The organism is Streptomyces sp. NPDC050287, from assembly GCF_044459385.1.
Classification (GTDB): domain Bacteria; phylum Actinomycetota; class Actinomycetes; order Streptomycetales; family Streptomycetaceae; genus Streptomyces.
In genome coordinates this window covers 714,806-732,458 of record NZ_JBITIY010000005.1, presented here as the reverse complement: position 1 = coordinate 732,458, position 17,653 = coordinate 714,806, and the positions used below count along the sequence as shown (strand labels likewise).

Genomic DNA, 17,653 nt, shown 5'->3' with positions numbered 1-17,653 from the left:
CACGCGTCATGAGGGGGACGGCAGGGGCTGCTCGGTCCAGATGATCTTGCCGTCCGGGGTGTAGCGGGTGCCCCAGCGGTCGGTGAGCTGGGCGACCAGGAAGAGGCCACGACCGCCCTCGTCCTCGGTGCGGGCGTACCGCAGTCGAGGTGAGGTGCTGCTTCCGTCGGAGACCTCGCAGATCAGGGCACGGTCGCGGAGGAGCCGGAGCTGGACCGGGCCGGTGGCGTGCCGGATCGCGTTGGTGACCAGTTCGCTCGCGACGAGTTCGGTGGTGAAGGCCAGGTCGTCCAGATCCCAGGCGGCGAGTTGGCCGGTGACCGCCGCGCGGGACCGGGAGACGACCGCCGGGTCGCTGGGCAGCTCCCACTGGGCGACCCGTTCGGGGCCCAGGGTGTGTGTGCGGGCGACGAGGAGGGCCACGTCGTCGTTCGGGCGGGCCGGCAGCAGGGCGTCGAGGACGGCCTCGCAGGTGTCCTCCGGCGCCCGGTCGGCCTGCGCCAGGACGGTACGCAGCCGGTCGATGCCGGAGTCGATGTCCCGGTGCCGGTCCTCGATCAGTCCGTCGGTGTAGAGAACGAGGGAGCTGCCCTCGGCCAGCTCCAGCTCGACGGTCTCGAAGGGCATGCCGCCGAGTCCGAGCGGGGCCGCCGCGGGCAGATCGACGAACTCCACGCTGCCGTCGGGTGCGACGACCGCGGGCAGGGGGTGCCCGGCGCGGGTGAGGGTGCAGAGCCGGGACACCGGATCGTAGACGGCGTACAGGCAGGTGGCTCCCACGATCCCGGAGTCCGCCTGGGCGTTGTCCACCGCCCAGCCCTCACCCCGGTCGAGTCGTCCGACCAGGTCGTCGAGGTGGATGAGCAGGTCGTCGGGGGCCAGGTCCAGGGAGCAGAAGTTGTGGACGGCGGTGCGCAGCCGGCCCATGGTGGCGGCGGCGTGCAGTCCGTGGCCGACGACATCGCCGACGACCAGCGCGACCCGGGCGCCGGACAACGGGATGACGTCGAACCAGTCACCGCCGACGCCGGCCTGTGCGGGCAGGTAGCGGTAGGCGACGTCGACGGCACTCTGTTCGGGCCGCCCCCGGGGCAGCAGGCTGCGTTGGAGGGCGAGGGCGGTGTTGTGCTCGCGAGTCCAGCGGCGGGCGTTGTCGATGCTGATGGCGGCACGGCCGGCCAGTTCCTGGGCCAGCGAGAGGTCGTCCTCCTCGAAGGGCGCGGGCTTCTCGGAGCGGTAGAAGCTGACCACGCCGAGGGTCGTACCGCGCGCCCTCAGCGGCACTGTGATCAGCGAGTGGATCCCGGCCGCCAGGACGCGTTCGGTGCGTTGCGGGTCCTGGGCGAGCCAGCCGTCGGCCTCCACGAGGACGGGCTCGAGGACGGACCGCCTGCCCTCCATGCTGCGGGCCTGCGGGGTGGTCGGGACGTAGCGCACGGAGTCACCGACGGCGTATAGGTACGGCACCTCGTGGACGCAGCCCAGGGCGACCCGGCGCAGCGAAGTGTCCGAGCCGAGCGGTTCGGGCTCGTCGCCGTGCAGCACGGAGTCGGGCAGGTCGACTGCCGTGAAGTCCGCGAACCAGGGGACGGTCACCTCGGCCAGTTCCTCGGCGGTGCGCGTCACGTCCAGGGTGGTGCCGATCCGGGCCCCGGCGTCGTGCAGCAACTCCAGCCGCCTGCGGGCCAGCACGGCAAGCCGTCCGACACCTGGTTCTCCTACGAGGATGAGGTGGCCGTCGGTGTCGCCGTAGTCGGCGTCGGGGGTGGAGTTCGAGGCGGCGGCGGGTGGGATGGTCACGGGCGGCACGATGACCGAGGCCGAGGCCGAGGCCGGGGTCGGAGGGGCGGGGGCCGGGGTCGGCGGGGCGGGGGCCGGGGTCGGAGGGGCGGGGGCCGGGGTCGGCGGGGCGGGGGCCGGGGTCGGCGGGGCGGGGGCCGGGGTCGGCGGGGCGGGGGCCGGCCTGGCGGACAGGAGACCGCCGGTCGACGCGGTGACGGTCTTCGACGCGGTGGGCGGGGGCGTCGTGCTGGGCCGGGTCGAGGGAGAGGCGGCCGGAGGGACAGCGGCGGAGGGAGGGGTGGTGGCAGGCGGCGTTACCCGTGGCGCAGCCGTCCCGCCCACGCCCTCCTGCCCGGCCACCGAGGCTGCCGGCCCCGGCCCGGCCGTCCCGACCACAGCCTGCTCTCCGGACAGAACCCCAGTCGCCCCGACCACAGCCTGCTCTCCGGACAGAGCCCCAGTCGCCCCGACCACAGCCGTCCCCCCGGGCAGCGATCCTGCCGCCCCGACCACAGCCGCCTCCCCGATCACCGAGGCCGGCACCCCCCGCCCGGCGGACAGGCCACCGCCGCTCGGCATGCCGCCAGTCGTCGAACCGGCCTGCCGCAGTCGCGGACTGCCCAGGACTCTCGCCTCGACGACGACGCCCGTCTCGCCCGCCGCTCCCCTCACCGTGCGGCGCAGCAGCGTGGCGACGCGGCCGCCGGAGAGGACGACCTGGTCGAGGGTGCGCTGGGAGGAGGCGAGGAGTTGCTCGGCCTTCTCGCGCAGGACTGCGAGGTCGATGCGGCCGAGGTCGCCGTCGTCGCCTGCGCCGGGCGGCACCATGAAGCCGGGTTGCCGCGGCCGGCCGCCGGAATCACGGCCCGCCCGCCGGTACGCGGCGAGAAGGGCGCGCTCCCGTAGCGTGGACTGTTCCAGCAGGCGCGCCTCGATGCCGCGGGCGGCCTCGCGGACCAGCCGCAGCATCGTCGGGTCGCCGTCGTCGCGCAGACAGGTCAGGTCGAGGATGGCCTCGATGCGTCCGCTGAGGGGGTCGCGGACGGGTGCGCCCGCGCAGGCGAAGGGCTTGAGGCAGTCGGCGAAGTGCTCGCGGCCGACCACGTAGACGGGGCTGCGCTCGGCCAGCGCGGTACCGACGCCATTGGTGCCCGCGAACCGCTCGGAGGCGTCGAAACCGGGGGCGAAACGCACCGCGTCGAGGCGGTCGCGCAGCTGCCGGTCACCGCCGAGCCGCTGGACCATACGGCCCCGCCCGTCGCAGAGCGCCACCGTCATGCCGACGTCGGCGAGCGAAGCGGTCAGGTCCCGCAGAACGGGGTCGGCGGCGCCCAGAAACCGGTCCTCCAGCGTCACGTCGGGAGCGTAGGGGACCAGCACCTGGTGCGGCTGGAGTCCGGCGGACCTGCACCGTTTCCAGGAGTCGAGCACCGAGTCCCGGACCGCCGAATCGACGAGCGCACCCGCCGGAAGACGTTCGTGGGCATCGACGAGCCCGCCCACCTCGTCCCAGGCGACGGCCAACGGGATCACTTCCCTCACCCGGGGACGGCCCAGGTCGCGTGCCGCGATTCGGCACCCGGCCCGGTGGAGTCCTCCAAGCGCCTTCACCCTAGACCCTTTGTGACTCACATCACAACGGTCGGCACTCCATGAGCCGCATCTCCAGGAATCCCCCGGAACGCTACGGAGCTCCGGCAGCCCTGCACAAAGCCGGACGCGCAACCTGGTTGACGTGATCCGCCCCCCAAGCCCACGCATGGCCAAGCGACCCATGGCCCGGCGACTGTCGGCGACGCCTTCGACGCGCTCGACGAGCAGACCGTCATGGCGCCGGGAACCGGCACCCTCGATGTCGTGATCCCGTCCCCGGCCCGCTCGCTCAGCGCCGTCCACGAACAGCGACGAGCCCCGGAAACGCGGATCGGGAAGCTGCTGGAGGCCCACCTCCTTTCGAAGTGTCATGGGTGGGGGTAAGGACCGCCACCACCTTGCTGGTCACCGTCGGCGACGACGCCGGCTTCCCCACCGCCGCTCACCTGCCCGGCATTCGGTGAGTCCCATCTCACAGACGTGACCGCGCGTTCCGTGCTACATTGCGGCTGGCACTTGTGTACGCCCGTTCTCCGGGCGCCGGTGCCAGTTCCCTTCAGACAGCCGAACCGCCCGCCGATGCACCGGCCGGCACGTCGGCTTCCCAAGCACCACCTCTCCGAGGGCTTCTTCCGGCCTACCCGAGGTGCTGTTCCCGCCGCCGAGGCGCGTTCTTCCTCCGCCTCCCCTCGCGGCATCTCCCCTTCCTTCTTCCGCATGTCTCATGCAGTTCCGTCCGTGAAAGGACCACCCCTCATGACCACCACACTCGAACACCCCCCTGTGCAGCAGCTCCCGGCCCGGGTCGCCACCGGCGTCCTCGACATCGACGCGAACGGGAAGGGGCACCTGCGCCCCTTGGACCTGCTGCCCTCACCGTCCGACCTCCAGGTCCCTCCCCAGCTGATCCGGCGTCACGGCCTGCGCAAGGGCGACCTCGTCGACGGCGTACGCGGCACCCAGCGGGCCCTCACGGAGGTCGCCCGCGTCAACGGGCGCAGCCCCGAGGAGCAGCGCGGCCGTCGCCACTTCCGCGACCTGACGCCGCTTCACCCCCGTGAGCGGATCCGTCTCGAACACCCGGCGGCCGGGCTCACCGGCCGGGTCGCCGACCTGATCGCTCCCGTCGGCAAGGGGCAGCGCGGGCTGATCGTGGCCCCGCCCAAGACCGGAAAGACCGTCCTGCTCCAGCAGATCGCGGCCGCCGTCGCCGGCAACCACCCCGAGGCTCGCCTGATGGTCGTGCTGCTCGACGAGCGTCCCGAGGAAGTGACCGACATGCGGCGCTCCGTGCGCGGCGAGGTGTACGCCTCCACCTTCGACAAGGCGCCCAGGCAGCACATCGCTCTCGCCGAGCTCGTGATCGAGCGGGCAAAGCGGCTCGTGGAGGCGGGTGAGGACGTCGTCATCCTCCTCGACTCCCTCACCCGGCTGTGCCGGGCCCACAACAACGCGGCCGCCGCCGGTGGCCGCACCCTCAGCGGCGGCGTCGACGCGACCGCGCTGATCGGGCCCAAGCGGTTCTTCGGCGCCGCCCGCCTGGCCGAGGAGGGCGGTTCGCTGACCATCCTCGCCACCGCCCTGGTGGAGACCGGCTCCCGGGCCGACGACTTCTTCTTCGAGGAGCTCAAGAGCACCGGCAACATGGAACTGCGCCTCAGCCGTGAGCTCGCCTCCCGCCGTGTCTTCCCGGCGGTCGACATCAACCCGTCGGGCACCCGCCGCGAGGAACTCCTGCTGCCCGCAGCCGAGTTGGCCGCCGTGCTCGGGCTGCGCCGGGTGCTGCAGACCCGGGACGGGCAGACCAACCTGGAGACCCTGCTGGAGCGGATGCGCGAGACGCCGGACAACGCGACCTTCCTGCGTCGGATCCAGCCGACGCTGCCCACCGGCTGACGACCCGTCCGTACCGCCGGGACCACGTGGCGTGCGGCATCCGGGTGCTCGCCGGCGCCTCTCGGCCGGGGCACCGCCGTGGTCGACGACTCCCTCCCTACGTTTGCAGTATGACAATCGGATTTGCTTCCCGGGCTGCCGCGTCCACCTGCGTGCTCTGCGTCGCGGGCCTGCTCGCCCTCGCGCCCGCCGCCGCCGGTACCGGCTCGGACCCCGGTACCGGCGGCGGCCCACGGGTGGCGGTCCCGCAGCCCGCACTGCTGTACCGTCCCGGAACCCAGGTCCGGGCGCGCGCCGGGGTGCCGCGGCTGCCGGACGTCTCGGCGCTGTCGTGGCTGGTGGCCGACGCTCGCACCGGCGAGGTGCTCGCCGCGCACGACGCGCACCGCAGGCTGCCGCCCGCCAGCACCCTCAAGACGCTGTTCGCGCTCACCGTGCTGCCGGTGCTCCCGCAGGGCATCCGGCACACGGTCCGCGAGGACGAGTTGGCCGGGATCGGGGCCGGAAGCAGTCTGGTCGGGGTCGCCGAGGGACTCACGTACCGGGTCTCCGACCTGTGGCGCGGGGTCTTCCTCAACTCCGGCAACGACGCCGTGCACGTGCTGGCCGAGCTCAGCGGTGGCTGGCGTTCCGCGGCCACCCGAATGCAGGCCAAGGCCCGCGCCCTCGGCGCCCGTGACACCCACGTGCTGTCGCCCGACGGGTACGACACACCGGGCCAGGTGTCCTCGGCGTACGATCTCGCCGTCTTCGGCCGGGCTGGGCTGCGCAACGCGGAGTTCGCGCAGTACTGCGGCACGGTCGAGGCCAGCTTTCCCGGCCGCGGCGGATCGTCGTACCCGATCCGGAACACCAACCGGCTGTTGAGCGGGGCGAACGGCGTGCAGCCGTATCCAGGGCTGATCGGCATCAAGAACGGCTACACCAGCAACGCCGGAAACACCCTCGTGGCCGCCGCACGCAGGGACGGACGCACCCTCGTCGTGACGGTGATGCACCCTCAGGGCGGCGGATTCACCGTCTACGAGGAGGCTCGGGAGCTGCTCGACTGGGGCTTCTCCGCCGCCGGGCGGGCCGACCCGGTGGGGTCGCTGGACGCGTTGCGGGTGAGTTCGCGGCCCGCTCCATCCGCTCCGGTCGCGCTGCCCGCGGCCGCGCTGCCCGCCGAGGACGCGGGGACCAGGTGGCCCGAGACGGCCGCGATCGCGGGGGCCGCCGCGTTGGGTGCCGGTGCCGTCGCCCTCGTGCTGCGCGGCAAAGTCGATCCGCCGGAACGGAGTTGACCGATCGGAAGCCACAGCAGCAGGCCGAGCGTGATCCAGGTGTAGGCGTTGCTGCCGAGGAACCCGTCGATGCCGGACGCGTCGTCGAACCACAGCCACACCACGCTGGTGCACAGCACCGCGTACAGGGCACCCGCCACGCGTGGGCGACCGGCGCGGACCAGGACCGCGAAGGACGGCAGCAGCCATACGAGATGGTGCACCCAGGTGATCGGGCTGACCAGGCACGTGGTCAGCCCGGTGAGGGCGAACGCGGTCGCCCACTCCCCCACGGCGACCGCCCGCCGCACCCGGCTCGCCCACACGCACAGCACCAGCAGGACCAGCACCGCCCACACCGTGCGGTCCGGTGTGCCGAGCCGGGCCAGGATCCCTTGCAGGGACTGGTTGGAGACGTAGTCGAGCCGGCCCACCCGGCTGGTGTCCCACAACGCCACGGTCCAGTAGAAGCGGGAGGCGCCCGGGGCCAGGCAGGCAGCGAACGCCGTCGCGCCGGCGGCGACAGCGGTGGCCGCCGCGGCCTCCCGCCGGCGACCGGCGAGCAGCAGCAGTCCGATGAAGAGCGCGGGCGTGAGCTTGATCGCGGCGGCGAGACCGATCCCGGCACCCGCCCACCGCCCCCGGCCGGTGGCCAGCAGCCAGGCGTCGGTCAGGACGAGGGCCAGCAGCAGGAGGTTCACCTGGCCGAAGCTGATGGTGTCGCGCAACGGTTCGAACAGGGCGAGCACACAGAGGCCCAGGGCGCAGCCGAACCAGCCGTAGCGCCGCCAGGCCGGTCCGGTGAGGATGCGCAGGACCCAGGCCAGGGCCGCCAGGTTGAGCAGCAGCGCGACGGCGATCGCCGCGTGCAGTCCGAGCAGCGCCATCGGCAGCATGGCGACGGCCGCGAACGGCGGATAGGTGAAGCCGTACGGCGTCCCCGGCACCCGGTAGTCGTAGAGCCGTCCGCCGTGGTGGACCCAGGTGTCCACGGCCCCGTGGTAGACGCGCAGGTCGAACCAGTCGCGCAGCAGCGGCACGGTCGCGGTGAACGCGGTGACGGCGGCGGCGACACCGAGCACGAACAGCAGCCGGGCGCGGTCGGTGCGGGGCAGGGTCACGCCGTACGCCCCATTGCCGGAGCCAGTTCGGCCTGGTGGGCCTGCCACAGAACGACCACGGCGAGCAGCCCGCCGGAGACCGCCAGGACGAGTTGCGCGGGGTCGGCCGGGCCACCGCTGGGCAGGGCGGCGAGCGCGAGCACCCCGCTCACGGCGGCCACCCGGTGTCGTATCGAGGCGGTGGGCGCGGCGGCGGCGATGAGGAACAGTCCCCACAGGGCGTACCAGGGGCGGATCGCCGGGCCGAGGGCGGCCACCGCCGCCAGGCTCAGCCCCAGCGCGTACACCGGCCGGGGACGCAGCCGCAGCCATATGACGAGGACCGAGACCCCGGCCGCCACCACGCCGAAAGCGTGCCAGGCCGGTATGGCCAGGGGCGCCAGATCGCTGCCGAGCCGTTCCAGCAGCGCCCGGGTGGCGCGGCCGAGCAGGCTGGTCAGGGCCCAGTTCTGCGGGGAGACGGGGGTGTCGAGGGCGCCCACCCAGCCGTATCCGGTACCGGCGACGGCGGTCGCGGCGATCGTGGTGGCCGTCGCCGCGGCGGCGGTCGTGGCGACGGCCCGGGTCCGGCCGCGGCCCGCGCGCATCTGGAGCACGACGACCGCGACGAGTCCGAGTACGGCGGGTGCCTTGACCAGCGCGGCGAGGGTGACGAGGACGGCGCCCAGGACCGGCCACCGGCCCAGGGCCGCGACCAGGCCGAGCCCGAGCAGGCCGAGCATGATGGCGTCGTTGTGGGCGCCCGCGACCAGGTGCAGCAGGACCAGCGGGTTGAGCGCGCCGAGCCAGAGCGCCGCGGCCGGGTCGGCGCCGCTGTGCCGGGCGAGCCGGGGCAGTGCCGTCGCCATCAGTCCCACGCCGAGCAGGGCGACGAGCCGCATCCCGAACAGACCGGCGGGCAGTTCGCCGCGGGTCAGCGCGGACAGCGCGGCGGACAGCGCGAGGAAGACGGGGCCGTACGGGGCCCCGGTGTGCCGCCACAGCGGGGAGACCTCGGCGGCCAGCGGTCCCCCGAGGTGGGCGGGCCCCTGCGCGTAGACGTCCATGTGCGCGTCGACCATCGCGCCCTGCGCGAGGTAGCTGTACACGTCCCGGCTGAACAGCGGGGGCGCGATCAGCAGCGGTACCGCCCAGATCACCAGGGTCATCAGCAGCGCACGGGTGCTGGGCGGTCGCGGCCCGCGGATCAGTCTTCCCAGCAGGGCCCAGGCCGCGATCAGCAGGACGACACCGAAGTACGCGCCGACCAGGCCCAGCGCGGCCCGTCCGGAGGACGGGGCGAGGAGCTCGCGCACGGGCAGGGCGCCCGCGGTCTCACCTCCCGCCGCGACAAAGGTGGTTGCCACCAGGCCGAGGACCTGGCAGCGGCGGAGATCGACGGGGAAAGCCATGGCCAACACTCGGGAAGCGTGTCAACGACGGGTGACCGGGAAGCGACGCTTTGGTCTCCGGACGGGGGCCTGCGTGTGACCGGCATGTGAGGCCCCGATGAGTTGTCCGGGCCGCGCCGGTCCGCACTGCTGTCCGACCTCGCGACGGACCCCGCCAGAACGACAGAACGGATGTGGTCGGCGGTCGCACCCCACCCGGAGCACTTCCAGGACTTCCTCGCCAAGTGCTCGACCGCCGCCCATGCTCCCCTGCCCTGGACCTCCGACGACCTGCGCGCACTGTCCTCGCCCACTCTGCTGGTCATCGGCGACACCGACTTCGTACGAGTGGAGCACGCGGCCGAGATGCAGGGACTGATCCCCCACGCGCGGCCGGCCGTGCTGCCCGCCACCACGCACATGTCGCTCATACGGCGGACAGCCCTGCTGCTGCCGATGCTGGACGAGTTCCTGAGCTGAACCGCCGGCTCAGAACACCGACAGCCCCGTGAGCGTCGTGAAACGGTCGAGGGCCGCCACCCCCGCCACCGAGTTCCCCCGCTCGTCCAGTCCCGGGCTCCACACGCACAGGGTGCAGCGGCCCGGGACGACCGCGATGATGCCGCCGCCCACGCCGCTCTTGCCGGGCAGGCCGACACGGTAGGCGAAGTCGCCGGCGGCGTCGTAGGTGCCGCAGGTCAGCATCACCGCGTTGACCTGCTTGGCCTGGCTCTGGGTGAGCAGCCGCGTGCCGTCGGCGCGGATGCCGTGCCGGGCCAGGAAGGTGGTCGCCAGGGCGAGGTCGGCGCAGGACGCGGTGATCGAGCACTGGCGGAAGTACTGGTCGAGCAGGACCGGGATCGGGTTGTCGATGTTGCCGTACGAGGCCATGAAGTGGGCCAGGGCGGCATTGCGGTCACCGTGCGAGGCCTCGGAGGCGGCGACCTGCTGGTCGAAGTCGAGGGTGGGGTCGCCGGACTCGGAGCGCAGGAAGGCCAGCAGTTCGCCCGCCGCGTCTCCGGTACGGGTCTGCAGGCGGTCGGTGACGACGAGGGCGCCCGCGTTGATGAACGGGTTGCGCGGGATGCCGTTCTCGTACTCCAGCTGGATCAGGGAGTTGAAGGGGTTGCCGGAGGGCTCGCGGCCCACGTGCTCCCAGAGTTCGTCGCCCTCGCGGGCCAGGACGAGGGCGAGGGTGAAGACCTTGGTGAGGGACTGGGTGGAGAACGGCTCCCGCCAGTCCCCCACCCCGTACACCGTGCCGTCCAGCTCCGCGACGGCCATGCCGAAGCTGCGCGGGTCGCAGGCCGCGAGCGCCGGGATGTAGTCGGCAGGCCGGCCGCGGCCGGGGGTCCGTTCGATCTCGGCGGCGATGCGCTCCAGGACCGGCTGGAAGGTCATGGACGAAGTCATGATCGCTATTGTGCCTCCGGGACGGTCCTGATGCGCGGCCCGGGCTCAGGCCAGTGGGGAGCCGCTGCCCGCCAGGATCTCGGGGCGGAGCAGGCCCGTGAGGGTCTCGGCGGGCAACAGACCCTTCTCCAGAACGAGTTCGGCCACGCCGCGGCCGGTGGCGAGGGCTTCCTTGGCGATGTCGGTGGCCGCCGTGTATCCGATGTGCGGGTTGAGGGCGGTGACCAGGCCGATGGAGTTCTCCACGCTCGCGCGCAGCGCCTCGGTGTTGGCGGTGATGCCGTTCACGCAGCGCTCGGCGAGGGTGAGACAGGCGGCGCGCAGGTGGGTGACGGACTCCGACAGGGAGTGCAGGATGACCGGTTCGAAGGCGTTGAGCTGGAGCTGTCCGGCCTCGGCGGCCATGGTGATGGTGACGTCGTTGCCGATCACCTCGAAGGCGACCTGGTTGACGACCTCGGGGATCACCGGATTGACCTTGCCCGGCATGATGCTCGAACCGGCCTGCACCGGCGGCAGGTTGATCTCGCCGAGGCCCGCGCGCGGCCCGGAGGACAGCAGGCGCAGGTCGTTGCAGCTCTTGGAGAGCTTGACGGCGATGCGCTTGAGGACGCCGGACATCTGCACGAACGCCCCGCAGTCCTGAGTCGCCTCCACCAGGTTGGCGGCGGTGACCAGCTGGAGACCGGTGATCTCGGAGAGATGGCGGCGGGCCGACTCCGCGTATCCGGCAGGGGCGTTGAGGCCGGTGCCGATCGCCGTGGCACCCAGGTTGATCTCATGGATCAACTCGACGGCCTCGGCGAGTCGGCTGCGGTCCTCGTCCATCATGACGGCGTAGGCGGAGAACTCCTGACCGAGCGTCATGGGCACCGCGTCCTGCAATTGTGTGCGGCCCATCTTGAGCACGTCGCGGAACTCGACGGCCTTGCGCGCGAAGGAGTCCTGCAGGACAGCCATCGCCGCGAGCAGCCCGCGCACCGCGAACACCGTCGCGATCTTGACGGCGGTCGGGTAGACGTCATTGGTCGACTGCCCGAGGTTGACGTCCTCGTTGGGGTGCAGGTGCCGGTACTCGCCCTTGTCGAACCCCAGCAGCTCCAACGCCCGGTTCGCGATCACCTCGTTGGCGTTCATGTTGGTCGAGGTGCCCGCGCCGCCCTGGATGACGTCGACGACGAACTGGTCGTGCAGCTTGCCCTCGCGTATCTCCCGGCAGGCCCCGACGATGGCGGCGGCCTTCCTCGGCTCCAGCAGCCCGAGCTCCTCGTTGGCGAGGGCGGCGGCCTCCTTGACGGCGGCGAGGGCGTCGATCAGGTGCGGGTAGGCCGAGATCGAGGTCCCGGTGATGGGGAAGTTCTCCGTCGCACGCAGGGTGTGCACACCCCAGTACGCCTCGGCGGGGACATCGCGGTCGCCGAGCAGGTCGTGCTCGGCGCGGGTGGCTGCGGTCATGAGGGTGCGGGTCCTCTTTCTGAGGGGTTGAGGGTGAGCGCGCCCATGAGGGGCGCGGGGAACTGCGCGATCAACCGCTGACGGCCCGGAGGCCGGCGACGGCCCGCAGCCGCCTCGGGATTCGGCGCGGCGCGCTACGCACAAGCCGTCAGCGGAACCGGATCCAGCGCACGCACAGGACGCACGCACCCCACCGGTTCCCCTCCGCCGAGCAGCGGCTCGCCCGCGAACTCGGTGAGCAGGCCCGGGTCGACGCCCGCGCGGGCCAATGCGGCGGCAGCGACCGGGACACGAGCCCGATGCGCACCGTCGGCGATCTTCACGGCGACGGCGCGGCCGTCCGGAAGGGCCGCGGTCTGTACGCCCTCGAAGCCGTCCTTGGTGAGCAGTCCCGGTACGGCCCGCATCAGCGCGGCGACGTCCCGGCCGGAGCCCGAGGCCATCTCGGCGTGCTCGCGCATCGCGTCGGCCACCCGTGCCTCCGGTGTGCCGGTGGCGGCGGTGGTGATGCGGGCGGTGGCGCGGGCGAGGCCGTGCAGGGAGACGGAGAACAGGGGCGCTCCGCAGCCGTCGACGGTCACCTGGGCGATCCGCTGCCCGGTGAGGTCCTCGACGATCTCGGCGATGGCCTGCTGGAGCGGGTGCGCGGGGTCGAGGTAGTCGTCCAGGGACCAGCCGTTGAGCCGGCAGACGTAGAGCATGGCCGCGTGCTTGCCGGAGCAGTTCTGGGCGAGCCGGGAGGGCAGGCGGTCCTGCCGGATCCAGTCGTCCCGGACCACGGGGTCGAAGGGCAGGTCGCGGACGTTGCGCAGGTCGTCCTCGGTGAGCCCGGCGAGCTCCAGGACGCGGCGGGTGCCGGCGAGGTGGCGTTCCTCGCCGGAGTGGCTGGCCGCGGCGAGGGCAAGCAGTTCGCCGTCGAGCGGGAGTCCGGCCCGGACCATCGCGACGGCCTGGACGGGCTTGAGGGCCGAGCGGGGATGGAAGGCGGCCTCGATGTCGCCGAGCTGGAAGTGGACCTGGCCGCCGGTGTCGAGGATGACGACGGAGCCGTAGTGGATGCCCTCGACGAGGCCGCCGCGTACGAGGTGGGCGACGGGAGCGTGGACGGGCTCGCGGACCAGGGGTGCGTCCGCGACGGAGCTGCTGTACATCACTGCCTTCTCGGGGAGCGGTGCGCGGGTCACGCGTCGGCTCCGGTAGGGGACTTGCGTGCGACACGGCCCCGGATGCCGAACCATCCGAGGACCAGCACCCCGACGATCAGCGGGAGACACAGCACGGTGGTGCGTCCGGCGCCGCCGTCGGCGTACATGAGGACCAGGACGGAGGCGAGGAACGCCAGCGTCACCAGCTCGGTCCAGGGGGAACCCGGCAACCGGTAGCCGGGGCGGGCGAGTTCGCCCTTCTGGGTCTTCTGCCAGAAGAGCAGGTGGCAGATCATGATCATGCCCCAGGTGGAGAGGATCCCGATCGCGGCGAAGTTCAGCACGATCTCGAACGCGTCGGCGGGGACCACGAAGTTGAGGCCGACGCCGAGGACGCAGATGCCGCTGGTGAGCAGGATGCCGCCGTAGGGGACCTGGCTGCGGCTCATGACGGACGTGAACCTGGGGGCCGAGCCGGACATCGCCATGGAGCGCAGGATGCGGCCGGTGGAGTAGAGGCCGGAGTTGAGCGAGGACATGGCGGCGGTGAGGACGACCAGGTTCATCACGCCGCCGGCCGCCGGGATGCCGATGTTGGAGAGCACGGTCACGAAGGGGCTCTCACCGGCCGTGTACTTGTTCCAGGGGAGCAGCATGGACAGCAGGACGACCGAGCCGACGTAGAAGATGCCGACGCGCCACATGATCGAGTTGATCGCCTTCGGCATGATCTTCTCGGGGTTCTCGGTCTCGCCCGCGGTGACGCCCACCAACTCCACGGAGGCGTAGGCGAAGACGACGCCCTGGATGATCAGCAGCATGGGCAGCAGACCGTTGGGGAACACGCCGCCGTTGTCGGTGATCAGCGACGGGCCGGGGGCGGTGCCGTCCACCGGGTGCTGGGTGACCAGCAGGAAGATGCCGATGCACATGAAGATCACCAGCGCGCCGACCTTGACGATCGCGAACCAGAACTCCAGTTCGCCGAAGATCTTCACCGAGATCAGGTTCACGGTGAGGACCACGGCCAGGGCGACCAGCGCGATCGCCCACTGGGGGATGTCGGAGAACATCCCCCAGTAGTGGGTGTAGGTGGCCACGGCGGTGATGTCGGCGATGCCGGTGGTGGCCCAGTTCAGGAAGTACATCCAGCCCGCGGTGTACGCGCCCTTCTCGCCGAGGAACTCCCGGGCGTACGACACGAAGGCGCCGGAGGACGGGCGGTACAGGACGAGTTCGCCGAGGGCGCGGACGACGAGGAAGGCGAAGATCCCGCAGACCGCGTAGGCGATGAACAGGGACGGGCCGGCGTCGGCGAGGCGGCCGCCGGCGCCGAGGAACAGGCCGGTGCCGATGGCGCCGCCGATGGCGATCATGTTGACGTGCCGGGACTTCAGGGACTTGCTGTAGCCGGCGTCTCCGGCGTCGACGTGCGCGGTGGGTTTGCGGGTCTCCTCTTGGAGGTGCTGCTCGCTCACGCCTCGGGTCCGCCTTCCGTGGGGGTGTCCGTACGCGTGGGGCGCACGATGTCGGTGAGGGTGGTCTGGACGCGGTCGAGGTGGTGGGCCATGGCCTCCACCGCGTCGTTCTCGGAACCGTCGATCAGCGCCTCGACGATGGCCCGGTGCTCGCGGTTGGACTGCTCGCGCCGGCCGCCCAGTTCGTTGAGGAAGGCGGACTGGCGGGCCAGCGCGTCGCGGATCTCCTCGATCACCCGGCGGAAGACCGGGTTCTGGGCGGCCTCGGCCACGCCGAGATGGAACAGCGTGTCCATCGCCACCCAGGCGGTGGTGTCGGTCTCCCGCTCCATCCGCTCCAGCAGGTGGGCCAGGTGGTCGAGGTTCTCCGGGGTGCGGCGGCGGGCCGCGTACCCGGCGACCGGGATCTCGACGTGGCGGCGCACCTCCAGCAGGTCACTGGCCACGTAGTCGCCGAAGGTGGGGTCCTCGACGGCGCTGGCGACGACGAAGGTGCCCTTGCCGGTCTTGGAGACGGTCAGCCCCATCGTCTGCAGGGCCCGCAGGGCCTCCCGCAGCACGGGCCGGGAGACCTCAAGGGTGCGGCACAGCTCGGCCTCGGAGGGGAGCTTGTCGCCGATCCCGTAGTCGCCGCGCTCGATGGCGGCGCGCAGATGCCCGAGCACCGCTTCCATGGCGCTGACGCGCCGCGGGCTCTGACTGGCTGTCTGGCTGTCTGACAGGTTCACGGGAGTGATACTCCGGGTGCCGCGAGGCCCCTGTCAAGGCCCCTGAAAGGAGGAATTCAGGGGGTTCCGGCCCTGAAAATCAGGCCTGCGCGGACTGAAGGTCATCCGCGTGGGGCCTGAAGGGCCCTGGGGCGGGGCCTGGAGAGCCAAGGGTGCGGGGCCCGCAAGCAGCCTCACACCCCGCACGGTCAGATCGGTCAGATCGGTCAGATCGGTCAGCTGCTGAGGCCGCCCGTGGCCAGCAGCCCGAACAGCAGCACACCGACGATGATCCGGTAGACCACGAAGGCGTTGAAGGAGTGCTTGGCCACGAACTTCAGCAGCCAGGCGATCGACCCATAGGCGACCACGAAGGAGACGGCCGTCCCGACGGCGAGCGGAGCCGCGCCCACACCGGTGCCCAGGGCGTCCTTGAGTTCGTACAGGCCGGCGCCGGTCAGGGCGGGGATGCCGAGGAAGAAGGAGAGGCGGGTGGCGGCCACCCGGTCCAGGTCCAGGATCAGTGCCGTGGACATGGTCGCACCGGAGCGGGAGAAGCCGGGAAAGAGCAGGGCGAGGATCTGGGAACTGCCGACCAGCATCGCATCCTTGAGTGTGGTGTCGTCCTCGCCCCGCTTGTGCCGGCCCATCTGGTCCGCCGCCCACATCACCCCACTGCCGACGATCAGCGAGCCGGCCACCACCCACAGCGAGGCGAGCGGCCCCTCGATCAGCGACTTGGCGGCCAGACCGACCGCGACGATCGGGATCGTGGCGTAGATGACCCACCAGGCGAACTTGTAGTCGTGGTGGTACCGCTGCTCCTTGTCGGCCAGCCCGCGGCCCCACGCCGAGACGATCCGCACGATGTCCTTGAAGAAGTACACGAGCACGGCGGCGATCGCCCCGACCTGGATGACCGCCGAGAACCCGACGACGGCGTCGTCGTCGACGGGGATGTTCATGAGTCCCTCGACGATCTTCAGATGGCCGGTGGAGGAGACGGGCAGGAACTCGGTCACTCCCTCGACGGCTCCGAGGACGACGGCCTGACCGACGCTGATGACGCTCATGGGATCCAGTTTTCTTCTCGGGGAGGGCCAGTGCGGCGGGGACAGTCTTACTACACTCGGACGAGAACCGAGCGCCGGGCCCGCGCCGCCGACCGCCTAGGCCCAGACCGCCTGCGCCGCACTCACCCCCACGAAGGCCGCTCCCAGACCGGCCACCACGCTCGCGACCACGTTGGCCAAGGCATAGAACCCGGCGCCCGTCTCACCCAGCCGGAGTGTCTCGTACGAGAAGGTCGAGTACGTCGTCAGCGCCCCGCACAGGCCCGTGCCGAGGAGCAGCTGGAGGTGCGCGTCGGCGGCTCCGGCGGCCGCCGCGCCGGTCAGCAGGCCGAGGACGAGACAGCCGGTGACGTTGACCGCGAAGGTGCCCCAGGGGAATACGGAGTCGTGGCGGGACTGCACGGTCCGGTCGGTCAGGTAGCGAAGCGGGGCGCCGATCATCGCGCCCACGACCACGAGCAGCCAGTTCACAACGGATTCTTACCCTTCCTGCCCGGATCGCCCTTTTCGTCCTTCCGGCCGGCATACCGGATGACCTCGCAGTCGTCGAGGATCACCAGTCCCTCGGTGACGAGTTCGTCGAGCCGTGGCAGGAACGCCCGTACGCGCTCCTCGTCGTCGACGATCACGACGGCCACCGGCAGGTCCTCGCTCAGGGAGAGCAGGCGCGAGGTGTGGATCAGGGAGGAGGCACCGAAGCCCTCGATGCCCTTGAAGACGCTGGCGCCCGCGAGCCCAGCGGCGTGGGCACGGTGCACGATCTCGCTGTAGAGGGGTTTGTGGTGCCAGGTGTCGTGCTCGCCGATGAAGACGGTCACGCGCAGGGCGTGGCCGGTGAGCCTCGTCATGGCTGCCTCCACTTCAGGACGCGCCGGGTGACCGCGACCGCGAGCCACACCGCCGTGAGCGCCGCGAGCAGGGTCGCGGCCAGGTAGGCCAGCCCGGTGCGGGGGTGGCCGGAGTCGACCAGTTTCTGGATGTCGACGGTGTACGTCGAGAAGGTGGTGAAGCCGCCGAGGACGCCGGTGCCGAAGAAGGGGCGGACCAGGCGGTGGGCGGCCCACACGTCGGTGATGACCACCATGAACACACCGATCACGGCGCAGCCGACGACGTTGGTCCAGAACGTCGCCCAGGGGAATTGGCCGGGGTGGGCGGGCCACCCCAGGGAGAGGGCGTACCGGGCGGTGGCGCCGAGGGCGCCGCCGAGCGCGACCACCGCGACGACGGGCGCCTGACCGCGCAGGTCGGGCCGTCGGGTGGCGCGCGTGCGGGCGGGGAGACTGTCGGTGTCCGGGGCTGTCATGGCGTACGTCTCCTACTCGCCGGGGCCCGGGCAGCCGGGCGCGCGCCATCGC

14 protein-coding genes and 2 pseudogenes are annotated in these 17,653 nt (G+C 71.8%); 4 read left to right on the top strand and 12 right to left on the bottom strand.

All coding sequences use genetic code 11. The annotated features are described in order from the left end of the window. Positions 1-6: 6 nt before the first annotated feature. Entirely contained in the window at positions 7-3,315 is a 3,309-nt protein-coding gene (locus ACIBK3_RS21885; protein ID WP_399367743.1) for a SpoIIE family protein phosphatase, read from the bottom strand. A 146-nt stretch (positions 3,316-3,461) separates the two neighbouring features. Between ACIBK3_RS21885 and ACIBK3_RS21880 the strand changes: the two are divergent. From ACIBK3_RS21880 to ACIBK3_RS21870, 3 genes and pseudogenes are all read left to right on the top strand, one after another. Beyond that, a pseudogene (locus ACIBK3_RS21880) lies at positions 3,462-3,824 on the top strand (IS110 family transposase); the annotation flags it as partial. Positions 3,825-4,131: 307 nt separating this feature from the next. Beyond that, positions 4,132-5,271 (top strand): transcription termination factor Rho, encoded by a 1,140-nt coding sequence (rho, locus tag ACIBK3_RS21875; protein WP_399367741.1) that lies wholly within the window; start codon positions 4,132-4,134, stop codon positions 5,269-5,271. A 110-nt stretch (positions 5,272-5,381) separates the two neighbouring features. Then, positions 5,382-6,209 (top strand): annotated as a pseudogene (locus tag ACIBK3_RS21870) (D-alanyl-D-alanine carboxypeptidase family protein); the annotation flags it as partial. A gap of 83 nt (positions 6,210-6,292) precedes the next feature. Here ACIBK3_RS21870 and ACIBK3_RS21865 read toward each other — a convergent pair. Next, complete coding sequence (locus ACIBK3_RS21865) at positions 6,293-7,654, bottom strand: glycosyltransferase 87 family protein (RefSeq protein WP_399367739.1); 1,362 nt, start codon at positions 7,652-7,654, stop codon at positions 6,293-6,295. Beyond that, positions 7,651-9,045: a polyprenol phosphomannose-dependent alpha 1,6 mannosyltransferase MptB gene (mptB, locus tag ACIBK3_RS21860; protein WP_399367737.1), complete on the bottom strand. Its 1,395-nt coding sequence runs from the start codon at positions 9,043-9,045 to the stop codon at positions 7,651-7,653. Before mptB ends, ACIBK3_RS21865 begins: the two co-directional genes overlap by 4 nt. A gap of 102 nt (positions 9,046-9,147) precedes the next feature. On the opposite strand from mptB, the gene ACIBK3_RS21855 reads away from it, so the two are divergent. After that, positions 9,148-9,504 carry a hypothetical protein gene (locus tag ACIBK3_RS21855; protein WP_399367735.1) on the top strand — a complete coding sequence of 119 codons (357 nt, stop codon included), beginning with the start codon at positions 9,148-9,150 and terminating at the stop codon, positions 9,502-9,504. Positions 9,505-9,513: 9 nt separating this feature from the next. Here ACIBK3_RS21855 and ACIBK3_RS21850 read toward each other — a convergent pair whose 3' ends face one another. From ACIBK3_RS21850 to crcB (ACIBK3_RS21810), 9 genes are all read right to left on the bottom strand, one after another. After that, positions 9,514-10,437 (bottom strand): glutaminase, encoded by a 924-nt coding sequence (locus ACIBK3_RS21850; RefSeq protein ID WP_399367733.1) that lies wholly within the window; start codon positions 10,435-10,437, stop codon positions 9,514-9,516. Between the two features lie 45 nt (positions 10,438-10,482). Then, on the bottom strand, positions 10,483-11,892 hold the full coding sequence (aspA, locus tag ACIBK3_RS21845) for an aspartate ammonia-lyase (RefSeq protein WP_399367731.1): 1,410 nt from the start codon (positions 11,890-11,892) through the stop codon (positions 10,483-10,485). A 134-nt stretch (positions 11,893-12,026) separates the two neighbouring features. Beyond that, complete coding sequence (locus ACIBK3_RS21840) at positions 12,027-13,043, bottom strand: asparaginase (RefSeq protein WP_399367841.1); 1,017 nt, start codon at positions 13,041-13,043, stop codon at positions 12,027-12,029. Between the two features lie 29 nt (positions 13,044-13,072). Continuing rightward, a complete protein-coding gene (locus ACIBK3_RS21835; protein ID WP_399367729.1) occupies positions 13,073-14,515 on the bottom strand; it encodes an amino acid permease in 1,443 nt (480 codons plus the stop codon). Then, entirely contained in the window at positions 14,512-15,189 is a 678-nt protein-coding gene (locus ACIBK3_RS21830; protein WP_399367839.1) for a FadR/GntR family transcriptional regulator, read from the bottom strand. The genes ACIBK3_RS21835 and ACIBK3_RS21830 overlap by 4 nt, the downstream gene beginning before the upstream one ends. A 269-nt stretch (positions 15,190-15,458) precedes the next feature. Next, complete coding sequence (locus ACIBK3_RS21825; protein ID WP_399367727.1) at positions 15,459-16,295, bottom strand: undecaprenyl-diphosphate phosphatase; 837 nt, start codon at positions 16,293-16,295, stop codon at positions 15,459-15,461. A 96-nt stretch (positions 16,296-16,391) separates the two neighbouring features. Further along, positions 16,392-16,766: a fluoride efflux transporter CrcB gene (gene crcB, locus ACIBK3_RS21820; RefSeq protein ID WP_399367725.1), complete on the bottom strand. Its 375-nt coding sequence runs from the start codon at positions 16,764-16,766 to the stop codon at positions 16,392-16,394. After that, positions 16,763-17,143 carry a DUF190 domain-containing protein gene (locus tag ACIBK3_RS21815; RefSeq protein ID WP_399367723.1) on the bottom strand — a complete coding sequence of 127 codons (381 nt, stop codon included), beginning with the start codon at positions 17,141-17,143 and terminating at the stop codon, positions 16,763-16,765. Before ACIBK3_RS21815 ends, crcB (ACIBK3_RS21820) begins: the two co-directional genes overlap by 4 nt. Beyond that, positions 17,140-17,601: a fluoride efflux transporter CrcB gene (gene crcB, locus ACIBK3_RS21810; protein WP_399367722.1), complete on the bottom strand. Its 462-nt coding sequence runs from the start codon at positions 17,599-17,601 to the stop codon at positions 17,140-17,142. The genes ACIBK3_RS21815 and crcB (ACIBK3_RS21810) overlap by 4 nt, the downstream gene beginning before the upstream one ends. Positions 17,602-17,653: the final 52 nt, after the last annotated feature.

Bases quoted from the DNA above. Each gene is read 5' to 3' on its own strand.
- mptB (WP_399367737.1), bottom strand. From the start codon at position 9,045: ATGGCTTTCCCCGTCGATCTCCGCCGCTGCCAGGTCCTCGGCCTGGTG.
- aspA (WP_399367731.1), bottom strand. From the start codon at position 11,892: ATGACCGCAGCCACCCGCGCCGAGCACGACCTGCTCGGCGACCGCGAT.
- ACIBK3_RS21830 (WP_399367839.1), bottom strand. From the start codon at position 15,189: ATGGAAGCGGTGCTCGGGCATCTGCGCGCCGCCATCGAGCGCGGCGAC.
- ACIBK3_RS21850 (WP_399367733.1), bottom strand. From the start codon at position 10,437: ATGACTTCGTCCATGACCTTCCAGCCGGTCCTGGAGCGCATCGCCGCC.
- rho (WP_399367741.1), top strand. From the start codon at position 4,132: ATGACCACCACACTCGAACACCCCCCTGTGCAGCAGCTCCCGGCCCGG.
- ACIBK3_RS21840 (WP_399367841.1), bottom strand. From the start codon at position 13,043: ATGTACAGCAGCTCCGTCGCGGACGCACCCCTGGTCCGCGAGCCCGTC.
- ACIBK3_RS21825 (WP_399367727.1), bottom strand. From the start codon at position 16,295: ATGAGCGTCATCAGCGTCGGTCAGGCCGTCGTCCTCGGAGCCGTCGAG.
- ACIBK3_RS21815 (WP_399367723.1), bottom strand. From the start codon at position 17,143: ATGACGAGGCTCACCGGCCACGCCCTGCGCGTGACCGTCTTCATCGGC.
- crcB (WP_399367722.1), bottom strand. From the start codon at position 17,601: ATGACAGCCCCGGACACCGACAGTCTCCCCGCCCGCACGCGCGCCACC.